Annotated in this window: 12 protein-coding genes; 5 read left to right on the top strand and 7 right to left on the bottom strand. The window is 73.6% G+C overall.

Annotated elements, in window-relative coordinates:
* Positions 1-365 precede the first annotated feature (365 nt).
* From J2Z30_RS46365 to hemC, 5 genes are all read left to right on the top strand, one after another.
* Positions 366-773 carry a CU044_2847 family protein gene (locus J2Z30_RS46365; protein ID WP_044569058.1) on the top strand — a complete coding sequence of 136 codons (408 nt, stop codon included), beginning with the start codon at positions 366-368 and terminating at the stop codon, positions 771-773.
* A 3-nt stretch (positions 774-776) separates the two neighbouring features.
* Complete coding sequence (locus tag J2Z30_RS46360; protein WP_044569059.1) at positions 777-3,044, top strand: VMAP-C domain-containing protein; 2,268 nt, start codon at positions 777-779, stop codon at positions 3,042-3,044.
* 28 nt (positions 3,045-3,072) lie between these two features.
* Positions 3,073-4,221, top strand: a complete 1,149-nt coding sequence (locus tag J2Z30_RS46355; protein WP_245389245.1) for an AAA family ATPase — start codon at positions 3,073-3,075, stop codon at positions 4,219-4,221.
* 4 nt (positions 4,222-4,225) lie between these two features.
* Entirely contained in the window at positions 4,226-7,831 is a 3,606-nt protein-coding gene (locus J2Z30_RS46350; protein WP_052701300.1) for a MinD/ParA family ATP-binding protein, read from the top strand.
* Between the two features lie 64 nt (positions 7,832-7,895).
* Positions 7,896-8,855: a hydroxymethylbilane synthase gene (gene hemC, locus J2Z30_RS46345; RefSeq protein WP_044569060.1), complete on the top strand. Its 960-nt coding sequence runs from the start codon at positions 7,896-7,898 to the stop codon at positions 8,853-8,855.
* A 59-nt stretch (positions 8,856-8,914) separates the two neighbouring features.
* Here hemC and J2Z30_RS46340 read toward each other — a convergent pair whose 3' ends face one another.
* The 7 genes from J2Z30_RS46340 to J2Z30_RS46310 all read right to left on the bottom strand — a co-directional run bounded on the left by J2Z30_RS46340 (position 8,915) and on the right by J2Z30_RS46310 (position 18,451).
* Positions 8,915-10,327 carry a phytoene desaturase family protein gene (locus J2Z30_RS46340; RefSeq protein WP_209469137.1) on the bottom strand — a complete coding sequence of 471 codons (1,413 nt, stop codon included), beginning with the start codon at positions 10,325-10,327 and terminating at the stop codon, positions 8,915-8,917.
* 47 nt (positions 10,328-10,374) lie between these two features.
* Positions 10,375-11,202, bottom strand: coding sequence for an inositol monophosphatase family protein (locus J2Z30_RS46335; protein ID WP_044569063.1), 828 nt, complete (start codon positions 11,200-11,202; stop codon positions 10,375-10,377).
* 173 nt (positions 11,203-11,375) lie between these two features.
* On the bottom strand, positions 11,376-12,377 hold the full coding sequence (locus J2Z30_RS46330; protein WP_044569064.1) for a TIGR03842 family LLM class F420-dependent oxidoreductase: 1,002 nt from the start codon (positions 12,375-12,377) through the stop codon (positions 11,376-11,378).
* A gap of 14 nt (positions 12,378-12,391) precedes the next feature.
* On the bottom strand, positions 12,392-13,795 hold the full coding sequence (gene hydA / locus J2Z30_RS46325; RefSeq protein WP_044569065.1) for a dihydropyrimidinase: 1,404 nt from the start codon (positions 13,793-13,795) through the stop codon (positions 12,392-12,394).
* Positions 13,792-15,156 (bottom strand): aspartate aminotransferase family protein, encoded by a 1,365-nt coding sequence (locus J2Z30_RS46320; protein ID WP_044581244.1) that lies wholly within the window; start codon positions 15,154-15,156, stop codon positions 13,792-13,794. The genes hydA and J2Z30_RS46320 overlap by 4 nt, the downstream gene beginning before the upstream one ends.
* Positions 15,157-15,164: 8 nt before the next feature.
* A complete protein-coding gene (locus J2Z30_RS46315; RefSeq protein ID WP_044569066.1) occupies positions 15,165-16,007 on the bottom strand; it encodes a nitrilase-related carbon-nitrogen hydrolase in 843 nt (280 codons plus the stop codon).
* Between the two features lie 608 nt (positions 16,008-16,615).
* On the bottom strand, positions 16,616-18,451 hold the full coding sequence (locus J2Z30_RS46310; protein WP_044569068.1) for a serine/threonine-protein kinase: 1,836 nt from the start codon (positions 18,449-18,451) through the stop codon (positions 16,616-16,618).
* Positions 18,452-18,474 lie beyond the last annotated feature (23 nt).

Here is an 18,474-nt window from a genome sequence, read left to right as displayed (position 1 = left end):
GGGGGTCCGGGGCAAGGGCACGGCCCCCGGGCAAGGGCGGGGGTCCGGGGCAAGGGCACGGCCCCCGGGCAAGGGCGGGGGTCCGGGGCAAGGGCACGGCCCCCGGGCAAGGGCGGGGGTCCGGGGCAAGGGCGGGGGTCCGGGGCAAGAGCTCGACCCCTGAGCAAGGGCACGGCCCCTGGGCGAGGGCGGGGCCCCCGGGCGAGGGCTTGGGGCTCGGGTCGTGTGCTGGGCCGCTGCGCCGGGGCGATGGCCGCGTCCCGGCGCCCGCCCCGGCCCCCTGACTGGACCGATCCACCCGCCCCACGAGGGATGTTGTGGTGAACGGGGAGACCAGCGGCTTGTGAATCGGCAATCATGGGTGTGTGACGGACTACGCCGAGTTCCCGCTTGCCGATGGCACCCCCGTACGTGTGGAGCTGGCCCCCGTGGCCACCGCCACCGCCTCCGCGCCCGCGAACGGCACGGGCGAAGGCGGTAAGGGGCGTGGGCTGCCCGAGGGGATCGGGGGTGTGACGCCGGTGGCGCGGGCGCCGAGGGGCGCGGCGGCGCTGGCCGGAGAGGGGTTGCAGGCCATTCTGCGGCCGCTGGGGCCACTGCTGCAGGAGGTACACACGGCGGTGAGCGCCGCGCCGAATCCGCCCGACGAGATCCAGGTGCAGTTCGGGGTGCAGATCGGGCAGGATCTCAAGCTCGGGATCGTCGGCCTCAACGGCCAGGCGAGCCTGACCATTTCGGCCACCTGGCAGCTGCCCGGTCCGCGTACGAGCTGACCGATGGACTGGTTTCGCCCCGCCCCGGCCGCAGGGCAGCGCCCTGCCACGGTCTCGGTACTGAGCCAGGCCGATCACGAGGCGGTCGGCTCCGGCGTGCTGCTCCCCCGTGACCGCTTTCTGACGTGTGCGCACGTCGTCAACTGCGCGCTCGGCAAGGAGGACACCACCTGCGCCGAGCGCCCCACGGCGGCGACCCTGAAGGTGCTGGTGCACGGCCCGGACGGGAACGCGCACGCGGGCACGGCACGGCTGGCGGTGTGGATACCGCCCGGCGCGACGAACGGTGTCGAATGGGACGGCGACCTCGCCGTGCTCGAGCTCGTCGAGCCGCTGCCCCGCGAGGTGCTGCCGCCGCGCTGGCGGGCCATGGCGGAGGGGCAGTCCGTCCGCGCCTGGCACGGCAGCGGGCTGGCCGCGACCATCGCCACCGCACGCGTGACCTCGTGCGACGGCCGGATCGGCTATGTGGACGGCACGTCGATGACCGGTGTCGCCATCGACCACGGCTACAGCGGAGGACCGTTGTGGTCGGGGGAGGCGGACGCGGTGGTCGGTCTGGTGGCGGCCGCCCTCACACCTCCGCACCACCCGGTGAACGGCGCCCCGCTCGCGTACTCCCCGCGGCATGTCGCCCGCCGCAGCTGGGGCATCCCCTGGCAGCGGATCCGGGCCGAGCTGGCCGGCGTCGGCGCCCAGCACGTCCTCGACGAGCCGGAGAACGAGCCGGAGACCGAACCGGGGACCGAGCCGGAGACCGAACCGGGGACCGAACCGGCCCGCCGGGCCGCCGACCCCGCCCACCGGGCCCTCGCCGCGCTCCTCGGGCGGGCGCTCGCGGACCCGGCCCGGCGGGCCGACTGCGCGCGCACGGTCGCCGGGCGGTGCGGCCACCACCACCGGGCAGACGGATCCGCCCCTTCGGTCGACGAGTTCGCGCGGCTGCTCACCACCGACGGGCGCGCGCTGCCCGCCCTGGCCGAGGTACTGCACCCCGTCGACCCGCGCGCGGTCGGCGAACTGCTCGCGGTGGGGCGGATGTCGGGCGTGGCACGGCTGCTCTCCCCCGGTGAGCTCGGCGAGTTGCTGGCCCAGCTGGGCACGGTGCCCGCGGCCACGGCGGCCCGCCTGCCCTCCGTCGTACGGGCCGCGCTGCCGCTCGCCGAACTGCCCGGCGCGCTGCTGGCCGGGGCCGACTGGGACAGCCCGGACGCCACCCTGCGCACGGCCCGTATCAGGGCGCTGGTCGAGTATCTGGAAGGCCTGCGCGGGGACAGCCGTCCGGTCCCGGACGGCACCTCGGGCGTTCCCGGGCTGCTCCGCGTGATCGTCTACGTGGCCGCCCTGTGCCCGCCCGCGCCCGGGGACGCGCTGCGCCGCTGGAGCACGGCGGTCGCCACCCGCCTCGGGATCCACGAGGCCGCCCTGGAGGAGCGCCGGGCGGACGCCCACGAGTGGGCACAGAGGCAGCACGCGCCCGCGGTGGCGCCCCGGGTTCTCGTACGGCTCACCGCGCACGCCGACCGCGACGGCGCGCACCTCTACCGGCTGCGGATGTGGTGCAACGAGGGCGCCGGGCCGCGGCGCGTCTGCGACGGCGGCGACCGGCTCCGCGGCGCGGCACAGGCGGCCGAGGACATCCTCACCGTCATCGAGCCCCTGCACCGCGCCCTCCCGGTGGGCACCCGCCCGGTCATCGAACTCATCGTGGACCGTGAGGCGTTGGAGGTCCCGGTGGACCAGTGGGAGTGGCCGGGTCCGGCCGGTCTGGTGCCGGGGATGCTGGGCGCGGAGTACCCGCTGGTCGTCAACTGCCCGGAGCTGATGCAGCGGGCCGGTGAACGCTTCAAGGCGGCGCTGCGCCACCGCCAGCGGCTGCTGGACGACGGCGGGGCCGTGCACATCGACCGCTCGACGGGAGGGAAGAATGGGGTGTACGCACTGCTCATGGACCAACTGGACGCGGCGCAGGCCACCGTGGACGGCGTCCCGGCCGACGTCCGCGTCGAGATCGTGCAGGTGTGCCTGGCGATGGGCGTCCCGGTCGTGCTCTGGGACCGGGGCCAAGACCAGGACGGCGAGTCCGGCTCCCACGCCGTACGTGCCATCGCGGGCACTCCGCCGCGCCGCCTCCCCGAGACGGTGCGCGCCTACCGCGCCAAGACCCTCGGCTACCCGCAGACCTTCCCGGGACGGCCGGTGCTGGCCTGGGCCGACGCCGACCATGAACTGCCGCGGCTGGAATTGGCCGATCCCACGGAGCCGTCATGAACGTCAACGACAGTGATACGGAGGTCTCATGACGGCGCGGAACAGCGGCGGCGCGGACGACGACGAGGAATTGGCCGCCTCGCTGGACGACCTCGCCCTCCCTCCGGAGCGCATGGCGCCCCCGGAGGAGGAGTTCTCCATCGAGTACCGGCGGCAGGACGCTCGGACGTCCCCGTCCCCGTCCCCGTCCCCGTCCCCCGTCCCGCGACCGCCCGAGGAACGTGCCCCGGCCCCGCCCACCGCCTGGCGGCTCTTCCGCGGGGACGGGGTGACCCGAAGGCTGCCGCTGCCGTCCGCCCCGCCCTGGCGGCGCTTCGGGACCGGACGGGCCGGCGGGCGCGGCGGCCATCCGCCGTATTTGGTCTCTCCGCACCACGCCGATGTCGTGAACGCGGCGCTCCATCTGCGCCGCCCGCTGCTGGTGACCGGCCAGCCCGGGACGGGCAAATCATCGCTGGCCCAGGCGGTCGCGCAGGAACTGGACCTCGGCGAGGTGCTGCGGTGGTCCGTCAACAGCCGCTCCACCGTGCAGGAAGCGCTCTACCGCTACGACGCGGTCGGCCGGCTGCGCGAGACGACCATGAGCAGGGACCGCGGCCGTCCCGAGCCGGACATCGGGTCCTTTATGCGGCTCGGCCCGCTGGGCACCGCACTGGTGCCGGGCGAACGCCCCCGGGTGCTGCTCGTCGACGAGCTCGACAAGGGCGATGTGGATCTGCCGAACGATCTGCTGACGATCTTCGAGGAGGGCGAGTTCGAGATCCCCGAGCTGTCCCGGCTCTCCGACGAACAGCCCGAAGTCCGCGTTCCGACGCTGCGGATCGACGAGCAGGCGATCGTGGTGCGTGGCCGGGTGATGTGCGACGAGTTCCCCGTCGTCGTCATCACCAGCAACGGTGAGCGCGACTTCCCGCCCGCCTTTCTGCGCCGCTGCGTACGGCTGGAGCTGCCACCGCCGGACGAGGAGCGGCTGCGCGCGATCGTCACCGCGCACCTCGGCGAGGACGCGCTGCGCGAGGTGGACGATCTGCTGCAGGCGTTCCTGCGGCGGCGCGCACCGGGCGAGCTGGCCACCGACCAGCTGCTGAACGCGGTCTTCCTGCGCTCGGGAGGCGTGGACCTGGACGCGGACGGGCTGCTGGACGCCGTGCTGCACCGGCTGAGCGGGACGGTGTAGGCGGATGACCGGGGACGCCGGCCGACTCGGTGAGGATCTGCGCGCGCTGCTCGCGGTCCTCGCGGACAGCGGCGTCCCGCTCGCGCAGGAGGAGCTGCTGGACGCGCTGTGGCTGGCCCGGCGACTGCCCACCGGGGCGGACGACGCACCGGTGCGGCGTGCCCTGGCCCGGCAGTCCGCCCTGGCGGAGGCCGGGGCTCCGGCGGACGAGGACACGGACGCCGTGGACACGGACGGGGACTACCTCCTCGCCCCGCCCACCGGGCCGGTGCGCGGCCGCGCCGACCCCGGCCCGGCGGCCCCGTGGCTTACCGCGTCACCGCCCGCATCACTGCCGTCGGACCTCCCGTCCCTCCCGCCGGACGACCGTGCGGTGGCCGGGCTGCACGCCGCCCCCGGCCACGCCGCCGCCGCCGACGCCGACGCCGACCGCACTGCCGACGGCCCGCCCGGCGCGCTGGCGCTGCGCGTCCCGGAGGGCAAGGCGCTCCGCGCCGAGCTGCGGATCGGCCGGGCGCTGCGCCCGCTCAAGCAACACCGTCCGAGCCTCTCCAGGCACGAGCTGGACGTGGAGGCGACGGTGACGGCCCTCGCCGAGACCGGTCTGCCGGACGTCGCCCTGCGCCCGGCGCGCGAGCGCTGGCTCGATCTGGCGCTCGTCATCGACGACGGCATGTCGATGCTGCTGTGGCAGCGGCTGGCAGCGGAGATCCGCGTGATGATGGAGCGGCTCGGCGCCTTCCGGCTCGTCCGGACGTACGGACTGCACTCCCGTGGCCCCGCCGCCCCGTCCGAGCTGAGCGGCCGCCCCTTCGACCCGTCGGCGACGGCTCTGGCGTCCCGGACGCTGGCCGACCCGTCCGGCCATACGCTCGTCCTCGTGCTGAGCGACGGCATGGGGCCCGCCTGGCGGGACGGCCGCAAGCACGAAGCGGTGCTGCGGTGGGCCCGTTGCGGCCCCACGGCAATCCTGCACGCCCTGCCGCGGCGGATGTGGGACGGCTCCGGCATCCGGGCGCAGCGGTGGCAGGTGACGACCCGGCAGAGCGGCGCGCCGAATACCGAATGGACGGTCGCCGACCCCGTGCTGCCGGCCGGTCTGGCCGCCTTCGACGGCATTCCGGTGCCGGTCATCGAGCCGGAGCCCGGCTCGATGACCGCCTGGGCCCGGCTCGTCGCCGCCCCGGGCGGCAGCGCGCTGATGTCCCTTCTGAGCCGCCCCGAGGCGGCGCGCGGGGACGGCGCGCCGCGCGCCGACGGCCTCGGAGAGGTCCAGCGCTTCCGCGACGCCGCCTCGCCGGAGGCCTACCGCCTCGCCGCGCATCTCGCCGCCGTCGCCCCCGTGTCCGTACCGGTCATGCGGCTGGTGCAGGCCGCGGTTCCCTGGCAGGCGGACACCGCCCACCTCGCCGAGGTCTTCCTGGGCGGGCTGCTGCGGCCCGCCCAGGCTGGACCGCACGAGGAACCGCTGCCGCCGCAGCACCGTGCGTTCGACTTCACCCGGACCGCGAGAGACGCCCTGCTGGACGCCGTTCCGACCGCGGAACTCATGGACACCGGACGGCTCATCGGGCACCGGCTGGGGCAACTGGCGGGCCGCGCACCGGACTTCCCCGCCTGGCTCCGCCATCCCGGCGGCCCGGACGGCCTTCCCGCCGGGGCACGGGCCTTCGCCGAGGTGGGGCCACGTCTGGCGGCGCGCTTCGGGGCCCCGGCGCTTCCGCCTCCGAGGCCGCCCAGGGCGCCCGAGCCCGCCGCGCCTCCCGCGTCGCCGAAGCCGGTGCCGGTGCCGGTGCCGGTGCCGATGCCCGTGCCTGTGCCGGAACGGGCACCGGAGACGGAGGCCGAGGTGCCCTGGGCTCAGGGGGCGACATACGCCTGTTCCTCCTGCGAGGAGCCGGTGGATCCTTACGACCGCTACTGCGGGTTCTGCGGACACGACCTCGCGCACGGCCGTCTCACGTGGTCGCGCAGCTACCCGCAGTCGATCGGTCCGTACCAGATCTACGGCAACATCGGCATGGGCCCGGAACTGGACTACGACCTCTATCTCGGCCATGCCCCTTATGAGTTGTCCCATGTCGCGGTACGCACCCTACGGCGCGGGGCCCCGGAGGAGGCCCTGGTGGGACTGCGCATGGAAGCGGAGGCGCTGCGTCGGATGGGCGGGATGTTCGCCCCCTCACTCATGGACCGGGGCCTTCACCACGATCCGCCGTGGACGGCCCAGGAGATCATCCGCGGTTCCGACGGCTCGCTGCCGGTGCGTCTGTCCACTCTGTTGAACCCGATGTCCAACAGCGCCGTGCCCGCGCTGGACGCGCGCACCGCCGACCTCATCGGCCTGCGTCTCGCGGAGGCGGTGAGCATGTGCTCCAGCAAGGACATCACGCTCGGGAGTCTCACGGCACACACCGTGCTCGTCGTCGACCGGACGGTGAAGCTGGTCGGCTGGACCACGGCCACGATCGACGGCCGCTACCAGCCGCTGGCCTTCGCCAGGGAGGCGAACGTCCTCGCGTTGGGCGAGATCCTTCAGGCCCTGCGGGGCGGGCGCGCGACCGCCGCGGACGCGCTCATCGCGGCCTGCCTCGATCCCGATCCGGAAGCCCGTCCGACGGCGGAGCAGGTCGCGCAGGCCCTCGCCCGGCACATGGCCGACCCCGAAGGCGGGACCGTGTCGGCGCCGGTCCCGCAAGCGGCCTCGCCCTCCCCACTGATCACGGCACCGGCTCCCGAGGCCCCACGCCCCCGCTCCACCAGGCGCTCCCGGCTGACTTCCCTCTTCCGGCGCGGCGAACGGGCCGCCGAGGCCGAGCGGCAACGCGAGTCCGAGCTGATCCGGAGGCCCCTGCCGGCCGCCCACCGCATCGCGGTGATCAGCCGCCCGGTCGGGGCCGGCAGAACCACCACGACCGTCGCGCTGGGCTCGATCCTCGCGAGCCGGCGCGAGGACAAGGTCATCGCGGTCGACGTGACTCCCGGTGGGGACGCCTTCGAGCGTCACGTACCGCGCGAGAGCGCGGCGACCATCCGCGACCTGGCCCTCAGCAGCCCCCACCTCGACGGCTACGCCACCATCCGGCGCTTCACCTCGCAGGCCCCCTCCGGGCTGGAGATCCTCGCCGGGAGCACCTCGCCCCAGATCGACGACGAGGCCTATCGCCGGGCCGTCGACGTCCTGGGCAGGGGGTACTCGATCATCCTCTCCGACTCGGACACCAGCGCGCTCGATGACACCGTGCACGGCGTCATCGACCTCGCCGACCAGCTGATCGTCGTCACGACGCCCGCCGTGGAACGCATCAGGAGTGCGGGCACGACCATGGCCCGGCTCGCCGCTCAAGGCCACTCCGATCTCGTCCGGCGCGCCATCACGGTGCTCAATCAGCCCCACGAAACCCCCGAGCCGCCCAAGTCGCGGGTCGAGGAACTCATGGCGTACTACCAGACCCTCTGCCGCGGTGTGGTCACGGTCCCCCACGATCCGTATCTGGCCTCCGGCGGCGCGATCGATTTCAGCCGGCTGCACCCCGGAACGCTCGACGCCTACACCCGTCTGGCCGCGCTCGTCGCGGAGGGCTTCGCTCCGTCACCGCCCGGCCGATGAGACCTGCCGCACAGGCCCCGGGGCGCGGCTCGGAGCATGTCCCGGACGCCCTATCGTGTATGCCATGTCTTCCGCCCCCGGCTCCGGTTCCGGCTCCAGCGAACTGATCCGCATCGTCTCCCGTTCCTCCCCCATGGCGCTCGCCCAGGTCGAACGGGTCCGTACCGAGCTTGCCGCGCTGCGGCCGGGGATCCGTACGGAGGTCGTACCGGTCACCACCTCCGGCGACCGGTGGATGGGCGATCTGTCGAAGCTGGGCGGGAAGGGCGCGTTCACCAAGGAGGTGGACGCCGCGCTGCTGGCGGGTGAGGCGGATCTCGCGGTGCACTGCATCAAGGACGTGCCCGCCGACCGTCCGCTGCCCGCGGGCACGGTCTTCGCCGCGTACCTCAAGCGGGACGACATCCGCGACGCCGTGATCCACCCCGGCGGGCTGACCCTCGACGAGATGCCCGCGGGGACCCGGATCGGCACCTCCTCGGTCCGCCGCGTCGCCCAGCTGGCCATCACCCACCCGCAGCTGGAGTGCGTGCCGATGCGCGGCAACGCCAACCGCCGGCTGGAGAAGCTGGAAGCGGGCGACTGCGACGCGCTGCTGCTGGCCGTCTCGGGTCTGGAGCGGATCGGCCGTACGGACCGGATCAGCGAGATCCTGCCGGTGGACACCATGTGCCCGCCGATCGGGGCCGGGGTGCTGGGGCTCCAGTGCCGGGAGGACGACACCGAGACGATCGAGGCCGTGGCCGGGCTCGGCGACGCCGACGTCTGGAAGGAAATCAGCGCGGAGCGCATGCTGCTGCATGTGCTCCAGGGCCACTGCAACTCCCCCATCGCGGGCTACGCCAAGGCCGAGCGCGACGGCCGCCTCTCCCTGCGCGCCCGGGTCTTCAGCCCCGACGGCAAGACGGTCCTGGACGCCCACGAATGGGCGGGCCCCCTGGACCCGGCCACCCTGGGCACGTCGGTCGCGGTGGCACTCCTCCGGCAGGGCGCCCGCGAGGTCATCGACACCATCCCGCACTGAGGCGGCACGCAGGCGGCATCCCGCGCCAAGGGCGCCGCCGCCCCTCCTGGGCCCTGGCCCTACCGCGCCCGCAGCCTCCGCCACACCGCACGCGCCGCGTGGTGGCCCGACATTCCGTGGACGCCGGGCCCCGGCGGGGTGGCGGAGGAGCAGAGGTAGACCGCCGGGTGGGCGGTGGCGTAGGGGACACGGGCCAGCTTGGGGCGTATGACGGCCTGGAGGCCCTCGAAGGCGCCGCAGGCGATGTCGCCGTCGATGTAGTTGGCGTTGCGGGCGGCGAGTTCGGGCGGACCGGCCACCGCGCGGGCCAGGACCAGATCGCGGAAGCCGGGGGCGAAGCGCTCGATTTGACGCTCGATCACCTCCGTGGCGTCGCCCTTCCAACCGCTGGGCACATGGCCGTAGGCCCAGAAGGTGTGCTTGCCCTCCGGGGCGCGGGAAGGGTCCAGGAGGCTGGGCTGGGCGGTGATCAGGAACGGGACGGAGGGGTCGCGGCCCTCGACGGCGGCCCGCAGCGCCGCGCCGATCTCGCCCGAGGTGGGGCCGACGTGCACGGTGCCCGCGCGGCGGGCGTCGGGCGCGGTCCAGGGGACCGGGCCGGACAGCGCGTAGTCGATTTTGAAGGCGCTGGCGCCGTAGCGGTAGCGGCGGTAGGCGTTGCCGAGACCGGCGATACGGGCCAGGGCGCGCGGCGAGGTGTCGAAGATGTAGGCGCGGGCGGGCGGCAGTTCGTCGAGCCGCTTGACCTCGGTGGAGACGTGGATCGTCCCGCCGTGTGCGCGCAGGTACGCCCCCAGCGCGTCCACGATCGACTGGGAGCCGCCGCGCGGGATCGGCCAGCCGACCTCATGGGCCGCGATGGCGAACATCAGGGCGGGGCCGCCGGTGGTCGGTGCGCTGGTGGGCGCGATGGCGTGCCCGGCCAGCCCGGCGAACAGGGCGCGCGCCTTCTCGTCGCGGAAGCGGAGCGGACCGGCGAGCAGCGAGACCGGCTGGAGCGCGTGCAGCCCGAAGCGGGCCCAGGTGATCGGGTCGCGGGGCACTCCGTCCCAGTGGGCGCGCAGCAGATCGGGGGCGAGGGTGGCCCAGCGGCCGAGGTAGGGGGCCAGCAGCCGGCGGTAGGTGCCGGCGTCGCGGGGGCCGAGCGACATGGCGGTCTCGCCGACCGAGCGGGCCAGCACCGCGGCCGTGCCGTCCGGGAAGGGGTGGGCCAGCGGCAGCTCGGGGTGGAGCCACTCCAGGCCGTACCGGGACAGCGGCATCCGCTCGAAGGCCGGGGAGCCGATGGCCAGTGGGTGCACGGCGGAGCAGGGGTCGTGCCGGAAGCCGGGGAGGGTCAGCTCTTCGGTGCGTGAGCCCCCGCCGATGGTGTCCGCGGCCTCGAAGATCTCCACCGCGCAACCGCGGCGGGCGAGTTCGACGGCCGCGGTCAGCCCGTTCGGTCCGGCACCCACAACGACCGCGTCGAGCATGGACGGCACGTCGGCTCCCCCTCGTCCTCGAGGTATCAGTGGAACGATCAGCCGGCGTCGGCCAGCAGGCCCAGGATATGCCGAACGGCCGCCTCGTCCCTGGCCGCCGTGAAAGGAAGGGCGTTGCCCCCGCTGATCCGGAACGGCTTGCCGCCGAGCGTGCTGTGTGCCCCGCCCGCCTCGTCGACCAGCAGCAGACCGGCGGCGTGGTCCCAGGCGTTCTCCCAGGTGAAGGCGACGGCGTCGAGCAGCCCCCGGGCCACGTTCAGATACTCCAGACCGGCCGAACCGCAGGGGCGCACCTCGGCCCCCGGCGCCCGCAGGCCCGACAGGGTGCGCTTCTCCGCGTCGGTGGTGAAGTCGAAGTGGGAGATGGCGACATGGAGGGCCGCGCCGGGCTCCGGGGAGCCGCTGTGGATCGGCTCACCGTTCAGCAGCGCGCCCCCGCCACGGCGGGCGATGGCCATCAGGTCGAGCACCGGGGCGTACGTCCAGGACGCGAGGAGCTCTTCCCGGTGGGCGAGGGTGACCAGCGTCGAGAAGCCGGGGTCGCCATGGACGAACTGCCGGGTGCCGTCGACCGGGTCGACGATCCAGACGGGCGCGTCGCCGCCGAGGGCGGTGAGCACGGCCGGGTCGGCGTGCACCGCCTCCTCACCCACCACCACGGAGCCGGGCAGCAGTTTGGTGAGGGCGTCGGTCAGCTGCTCCTCGGCCAGCCGGTCGGCGGTGGTGACCAGGTCGTGCGGGCCCCGCTTCTCGACGATCTCATGGGCGGCGAGCTGCCGGAAGCGCGGCATGACCTCTTCGGCGACCGCCGCGCGGACCGCCTTCTCCACCGCGCCGAGATCACCGGCGAGAAATTCATCGATCATGCGTTCATCGAATCATGTCTCCGCGACAGCGGGTGGCACGGCGACTGCGTCAAGGTGTCATCGAGGTGAAGGGATGGACCCCCGCGAAGGGTACGGATCCGCTTTTCGGCGACGGCCGAGTAGGTCGGCGGGGGGCCATGCCTTGCCGGTGTGCGGCTGAGCCGGTGAGGCGGTCAGCCGGTGAGCGCGGGGATGACGTGCTCGCCGTACGCGTCGAGTGTGCGCTCCTTCGCGTCATGCATCGCGTAGACCGCGAACTGGCCGACCCCCAGCTCGCGCAGCCGCTCCAGCTTCTCGATATGCGCCTCGGCCGGACCCAGCAGACAGAACCGGTCCACGATCTCGTCGGGCACGAACGCCGTGTCCGGGTTGCCGGCCCGGCCGTGGTGGGCGTAGTCGTACCCGTGCCGCTCCTTGATGTACGCGGTCAGGGACTCGGGCACGGCGCCGGAGTGCTCCCCGTAGCGGCCGACCAGGTCGGCCACGTGGTTGCCGACCATGCCGCCGAACCAGCGGCACTGCTCACGGGCGTGGTCCAGGTCGTCCCCGACATACGCGGGGGCGGCGACGCAGATGGTGACCGCGTCCGGATCGCGCCCGGCCTCGGCGGCGGCGGAGCGCACCGCCTTGACCATCCACTCCGTCAGGAACGGGTCGGCGAGCTGGAGGATGAAGCCGTCGGCCTTCCGCCCGGCCAGCGCGAGCGCCTTGGGGCCGTACGCCGCCATCCACACCGGAAGCCTGCTGTCCTCGATCCAGGGGATGCGCATCGGGCTGCCGTCCACGACGGCCTCCCGGCCCTCCGCGAGATCGCGGATGGCGTCGATGGCGTCCTCGAGGCGGGCGAGGGTGTTGGGCTTGCGCCCCGCCACCCGCAGCGCGGAGTCGCCACGGCCGATCCCGCAGACGGTGCGGTTGCCGTACATCTCGTTGAGCGTGGCGAAGGTGGAGGCCGTCACCTCCCAGGTGCGGGTGGACGGATTGGTGACCATGGGGCCGACGATCAGCCGCTCGGTCCGGGCCAGGATCTGGCTGTGGATGACGAACGGCTCCTGCCACAGCACGGCGGAGTCGAACGTCCAGCCGTAGCCGAAGCCGTTGCGCTCGGCGCGGCGCATCAGCTCGACGACGGCCGAGGCGGGTGGATCGGTCTGCAGCACGAGTCCGAAGTCCATGCTCGCTCCCTGGGTCAGCTGAGGTACTGACAGGTGTCGCGGATGAGGAACTGGCCGTGCCCGGCACGTCCGGTGTACTCCCGCTGGTCGATGACGGGGACACCGCGCGAGAGCACGGTCTCGACCTGCCCGGTGATCTGCTTTCCCTCGTACGCCGAGTAGTCGACGTTCATGTGGTGGGTCTGGGCGGACAGGGTCTGCCGCGCCTCCGGGTCGTAGACGACGATGTCGGCGTCGGCCCCGGGCGCGATGGTGCCCTTGCGCGGGTAGAGGCCGAACATCCTGGCCGGGGTGGCGCAGGCGATCTCGATCCAGCGGCGGCGGGAGATATGGCCGTCCACCACGGCCTGGTGGAGCAGGTCCATCCGGTGCTCCACGCCCGGCATACCGTTGGGAATCTTGGAGAAGTCGCCCCGGCCCAGCTCCTTCTGCCCGGTGAAGCAGAACGGGCAGTGATCGGTGGAGACCACCTGGAGGTCGTTGGTCCGCAGCCCCCGCCACAGCGCGGCCTGGTGCGGGGCGGGCCGGAGCGGGGTGGAGCAGACGTACTTGGCGCCCTCGAAGTCCGGTTCGGCGAGGTTGTCCGTGGACAGGAACAGATACTGCGGACAGGTCTCGCCGAAAACCGGAAGCCCCAGGTCACGGGCGTGAGTCAGCTCCGCGACCGCCTCCTCGGCCGACACGTGGACCACGTACAGCGGGGCGCCGGCCACCCGGGCGAGCTGGATGGCGCGATGGGTCGCCTCCGACTCCAGCAGCGCCTTACGGACCTCACCGTGGTAGCGGGGGTCGGTCCTGCCCTCGGCCAGGGCCTGCTCCACCAGGACGTCGATGGCGATGCCGTTCTCGGCATGCATCATGATCAGCCCGCCGTTGCCGGAGGCGCGCTGCATGGCCCGCAGGATCTGCCCGTCGTCGCTGTAGAAGACCCCCGGATAGGCCATGAACAGCTTGAAGCTGCTCACCCCCTCCCCCACCAGGAGATCCATCTCCTTGAGCGTGCTCTCGTTCACATCGGAGAGGATCATGTGGAAGCCGTAGTCGATGGCACAGTTGCCGCGCGCCTTGAGGTGCCAGGCGTCCAGCCCCTCGCGCAGGGCGTGGCCCACCGCCTGGACGGCGAAGTCCACGATGGTGGTGGTGCCGCCCCAGGCCGCCGCCCGGGTGCCGGTCTCGAAGGTGTCGGAGGCGAACGTGCCGCCGAACGGCATCTCCATATGGGTGTGCCCGTCGACCCCGCCCGGGATGACGTACTTACCGGTGGCGTCGATCGTACGGTCGGCGGTCCAGCCCTGACCCCATTCGCTGCCGGGCGTGGCGAGGGCGGCGACCTTGCCGTCCTCGATCAGCACATCGGCCGGGGTCTCCTCGGCGGCGGTGACGACCAGCCCGCCACGGATCACGGTACGGGACATCAGCTCGCGCTCCTTCCGGACCGGGTGGTCTCCAGGGCGGACTTGAGGGCTGCTTCGAGGATCTCCGCGCCCTCCTCGGCCTCGGCGACGGTGAGGCTGAGCGGTGGGGCGATCCGCAGCACGCTGCTGTTGTGCCCGCCGCCCTTGCCGATGAGCAGTCCGCCCTCCCGGGCGGCCTCCAGCACGGCGGACGCGCCCTCGGGGGACGGATCGCCGGTGCCCGGGTCCACCAGCTCGATGCCGATCATCAGCCCCCGGCCGCGGACCTCGCGCACACCGTCCAGCCCGGCGCAGGCGGCGCGCAGCCGCTCGATCAGGAGCCCGCCGACCCGGCGGGCGTTGCCCTGGAGATCGTGTTCGACCAGGTGGTTGAGGTTGGCCAGACCGGCGGCCATGGTGATGGGGCTGCCGCCGAAGGTGGAGATGGAGTTGGCGCCCAGGCAGTTCATGACCGGGGCAGCGGCGACGACACCGCCGATCGACATGCCGTTGCCGATGCCCTTGGCGAAGGTGAGGATGTCGGGCGGCCCCGAGCCGTCGTGGGCCTGCCAGCCCCAGAAGTGGTCGCCGGTGCGGCCCCAGCCGGTCTGCACCTCATCGGTGATCCACAGGATGCCGTGCCGGTCGAGCACCTCGCGGAAGGCGGCGAACAGCCCGTCGGGCGGGGAGGTGAAGCCGCCGACGCCCTGGATCGGCTCGGCGATCAGCGCGGCGACATTGCCGTGCGCCTGGCCGAGTACGTCCTCCAGGTCGGCCACGCACGCCTTGATGAACTCGCCGTCGGACAGCCCGGCGTACGGCCCCCGGGTCCGCACCGCGCCGTGTACGTACAGCGTCTGCAGCGGGGACAGGCTGGTCGGCGACCAGCCGCGGTTGCCGGTGATGCCGACGGCCGAGAAGGAGCGGCCGTGGTAGCTGTTGCGCATCGCCAGGATCTGGTTGGAGCGGCGGTAGGTCGTGGCGAGCAGCAGGGCCGTGTCATTGGCCTCGGTGCCGGAGGTGGTGAGGAAGACCCGCGCGTCCGGGATGCCGGACAGCGCGGCGACCCGTTCGGCCAGGTCGACCATGGGCCGGTCGAGGTAGAGCGTGGAGGTGTGCAGGATCCGGCCGGCCTGCTCGCTGATCGCCTTGGTGACCTCGGGGAGGGCGTGGGCGGTCATCGTGGTGAGGATGCCGCCGAAGAAGTCGAGGTAGCGGTTGCCCTCGGCGTCCCAGACATGGCGTCCCTCGCCGTGGGTGATCTCGATGGGGCGCTGGTAGTAGACGTCGAGCCAGTCGGGGAGTACGGCCTGGTGACGGGCGTGGAGGGTGACATGGGGGGTGGTGTGGGGGGTGGTGTGGGGGCCGCCTTTGGCGTCGTTGATGTCGCTGCTCACGGCTGCACCAGCCCCTCGTAGGCGTCGGGCCGCCGGTCCCGGTAGAACGCCCACTGCTGGCGCACCTCGTCGATCAGGCCGAAGTCGAGGTCGCGGACGATCAACTCCTCCTCCTTGTCACTGGCCACATCGCCGACGAACTGGCCGCGTGGATCGACGAAGTAGCTGGTGCCGTAGAAGTCGTTGTCGCCGTACTCCTCGGTGCCGACGCGGTTGATCGCGGCGATGAAGTACTCGTTGGCGACGGCCGCGGCGGGCTGCTCCAGCTGCCAGAGGTAGGCCGACAGGCCACGGGAGGTGGCCGAGGGGTTGTAGACCAGCTGTGCCCCGGCCAGGCCCAGCTCGCGCCAGCCCTCGGGGAAGTGGCGGTCGTAGCAGATGTACACCCCGACCCTGCCCACGGCGGTGTCGAACACCGGCCACCCCACGTTCCCCGGCTTGAAGTAGTACTTCTCCCAGAACCCCTTGACCTGCGGGATGTGGTGCTTGCGGTACTTGCCGAGGTAGCTGCCGTCCGCGTCGATCACGGCGGCGGTGTTGTAGTAGAAGCCGGGCTGCTCGAGCTCGAAGACGGGGACGACGATCACCATCCCGGTCTCCCGGGCCAGCTCCCGCATCCGCCGCACGGTCGGCCCGTCCGGCACGGCCTCCGCCCACCGGTAGTGTTCCGCCTCCTGCACCTGGCAGAAGTACGGCGCGTTGAACACCTCCTGGAAGCCGATCACCTTGGCGCCCTGAGCGGCCGCCTGCCGGGCGTGTTCCTCATGCTTCGCGATCATCGATTCGGTATCGCCGGTCCAGGTGGCCTGGACGAGAGCGGCACGTACGAGGTTGGCCATGATGAGCTCCTCAACCTGTGTCTACGCACGTAGAATCCGGGCTGTGAAGAACGTAAGAGCGCACTGACCACTCTGGCAATACCGCCGCCGTTACTCAACGAAGACGATCACGTTTCGTATTTTATCGGGTCTGGGATTCGGGCGGGACGGGCTTCTCGGCTCGGTCGGGTGCGGCGCCGTCTCGCGCCTTCGGCGCATTTGAGCAGCGGGGCAGCGGGGTGGGGGGCGCGGCGGCGCCGCCGGGCGGCGGGCCGGTGGGGGCAGGCGCCGGTGGCGGCGCCCGCGCCCGGAAGCTGGGGCCGACGCCGGACTGACGGCCCCTCCGGGTACCCCTCGAAAAGACACTTGATCTGAAGCAACCAATTTGTCAAACGTTTTCGGGAGGGGTACCCCAACCCCCGCTGTCCGGCATCGTCCCCAGCCCTCGGCCGGGGAAGCCACCGCCGGCGCCCGCACCCACCGGCCCGGCGCCCGGCGACGCGGCGCGCGCCCTCCACTCCCCTGCCCCGCCGCTCAAATGCGCCGAAGGCGCGAGACGAAACCCGCACCCGACCGAGCCGACCAACCCAAACCCTGCCCCCGGCACCGCACCCGCACCCGCCCCGGCGTCAGGCGAGGCCGGGGACGCCTGGCAGGCGCGCGGTGCGAAGGGCGTGGGCCAGGTCGTGGTGGGTGCTGGCGGAGACCCCGGCGGCCGCGTCGAGCAGCAGGAGTACCAGCGTGGCGGGGTCCTCGGCCGCCGCCCGCGCCGCGTCCTCCGGCGTACGGGCCCGTACGAGCGCTTCCAGCAGGAACGCGGCCCTGCTCGGGGCGCCCGCCGCGAGGAGCGCCTTCGCGGTGTGGGCCACCTCGTGGACGGGGCGCGAGACGCTCTGCCGCAGCAGCCCCTCGCCGTCGGCCTCGCGGTCCGCCGCGACCAGCGCCTCGGCGGCCGCGGCGAGCTGGGCGGGCGGCAGACACGCCGTCTCCCACAGCAGCGTGGACACATCGGCCCCGAGCCCGGCCCGCTCCAGCTCCTCCGCGAGCACCGGCAGCCGCACGGCGGGCCAGGCGGCGGCCTCGTACAGCACGACATGGGCCTCGCCGGAGCGGCCCTCCGCCCGGAGCCGGCCCAGCCGCGCGACCGCCTCCTGGGCGGCACGCCGCGCCGCCGCGCGCTCCGCCGCCTCGCGGGCAAGCCGCCGCCCGTCGTCCGCCACCCTGTCCCGCTTACGGCGCTTGCCACCGTCCTCGCCCTCATACGCCCCCGCGAAGCGCGCCCCGCGCGGGGGCGCACCGGCCTCGGCTCCGCTCTCCAACGGGGGAGGTGTGGACGAGGCCGATGTCGGCGCCACCGCCGGATCCCCGTCCCCGGCCCCGGCGAACCGCGCCCCGCGAGGCCTGGCTCGCACGGGGGCAGGCACGGGCGCGGGCGCGGTCGTCGTCGGCTCCGGGACCTGCGCGGTGGGCTCGAAGGACGCATCCGCGGCGGGCGCCGAGGCTCCGGCGGGGATGCCCGGTGACATGGGCCCCGTCCGGGCAGTCGTCGCGACCTCCGGGGTCGGCACCCCGGGCGCCGTGACCGCCTCCGCCGCCCCCGCGAACCGCGCCCCGCGCGGCCGAGATCGCGCGGGGGCAGGAGCGTGCTGGACGGTCATGGGGCCGGGGGACGCCGCCGAGGACTGGGCAGGCTCGTCGGCCCCGGCGACTGCCGGTTCGCCGCCAGACCCGGCCGATCCCGGCTCGTGCACGACGTGCGCGACGTGCCCCAGTGCCGCGGCGCCGGGGCCGGTGGCCGCCTCTGCGGCGCCGCCGCCCTCCCCTTCGTACGCCACCGCGAACCCCGCCCCCTGCGGATGCCCTGCCCGACCGGCCCCGTCCCAGGCGGGCCCGGCGGCACTCGCGAGGGTGTCCGGGGGTCTCGCCACCGCGGCGTCCGGGGGCAGCGCGGAACGGGACACACCCGGAAGCGCGGCCAGGCGGGCGTGGAGTTCTTCCGTGCGGGCGGTGGCGCGCTGGTAGTCGTCGTGGGCCCAGGCCAGTTCCGCGGCGAGGCGGTGCCGGGCGGCCGGGTCCTCGGCGGTGGACAGCGCCGACCGGAGGTCGGTTGCGCGTCGGGCGGCGCTCCCGCGTTGGCGGAGCATGCCGTCCAGGCGGTCCTGGAGGGCCTCGCGGCGGCCGGGCCCGGCGTCGTGGGCGGCGACCGAGGCGCGGTAGAGGGTCGCCGCGCGGGACGCCGCCTCGTGGGCGGCACCGGGGCCGTGCCGGGCGGAGAGGTCCTGCAGCAGGGACTGGACGAGGTCCCACGGCGGCACCTCGAGGCCGTCGAGACAGGCCCGCAGCCCGTCCGGGTCGCGCAGGGCGAAGACGCCGTACCAGCCCGCCCCCGCGTCCAGCCGTCTCGTCAGCCCCCGCAGATATGTCGCGAACTCCTCGACCTCGGCCGGGAGTTGCCCGCTCGCCATGGCCACCCTCCCCCTCGGACGAT

Origin of the sequence: Streptomyces iranensis (assembly GCF_017874715.1) — a bacterium.
Lineage (GTDB): Bacteria > Actinomycetota > Actinomycetes > Streptomycetales > Streptomycetaceae > Streptomyces > Streptomyces iranensis.
Note: the sequence above shows the minus strand (reverse complement) of the source record. Positions and strands in the feature narration are given on the sequence as shown.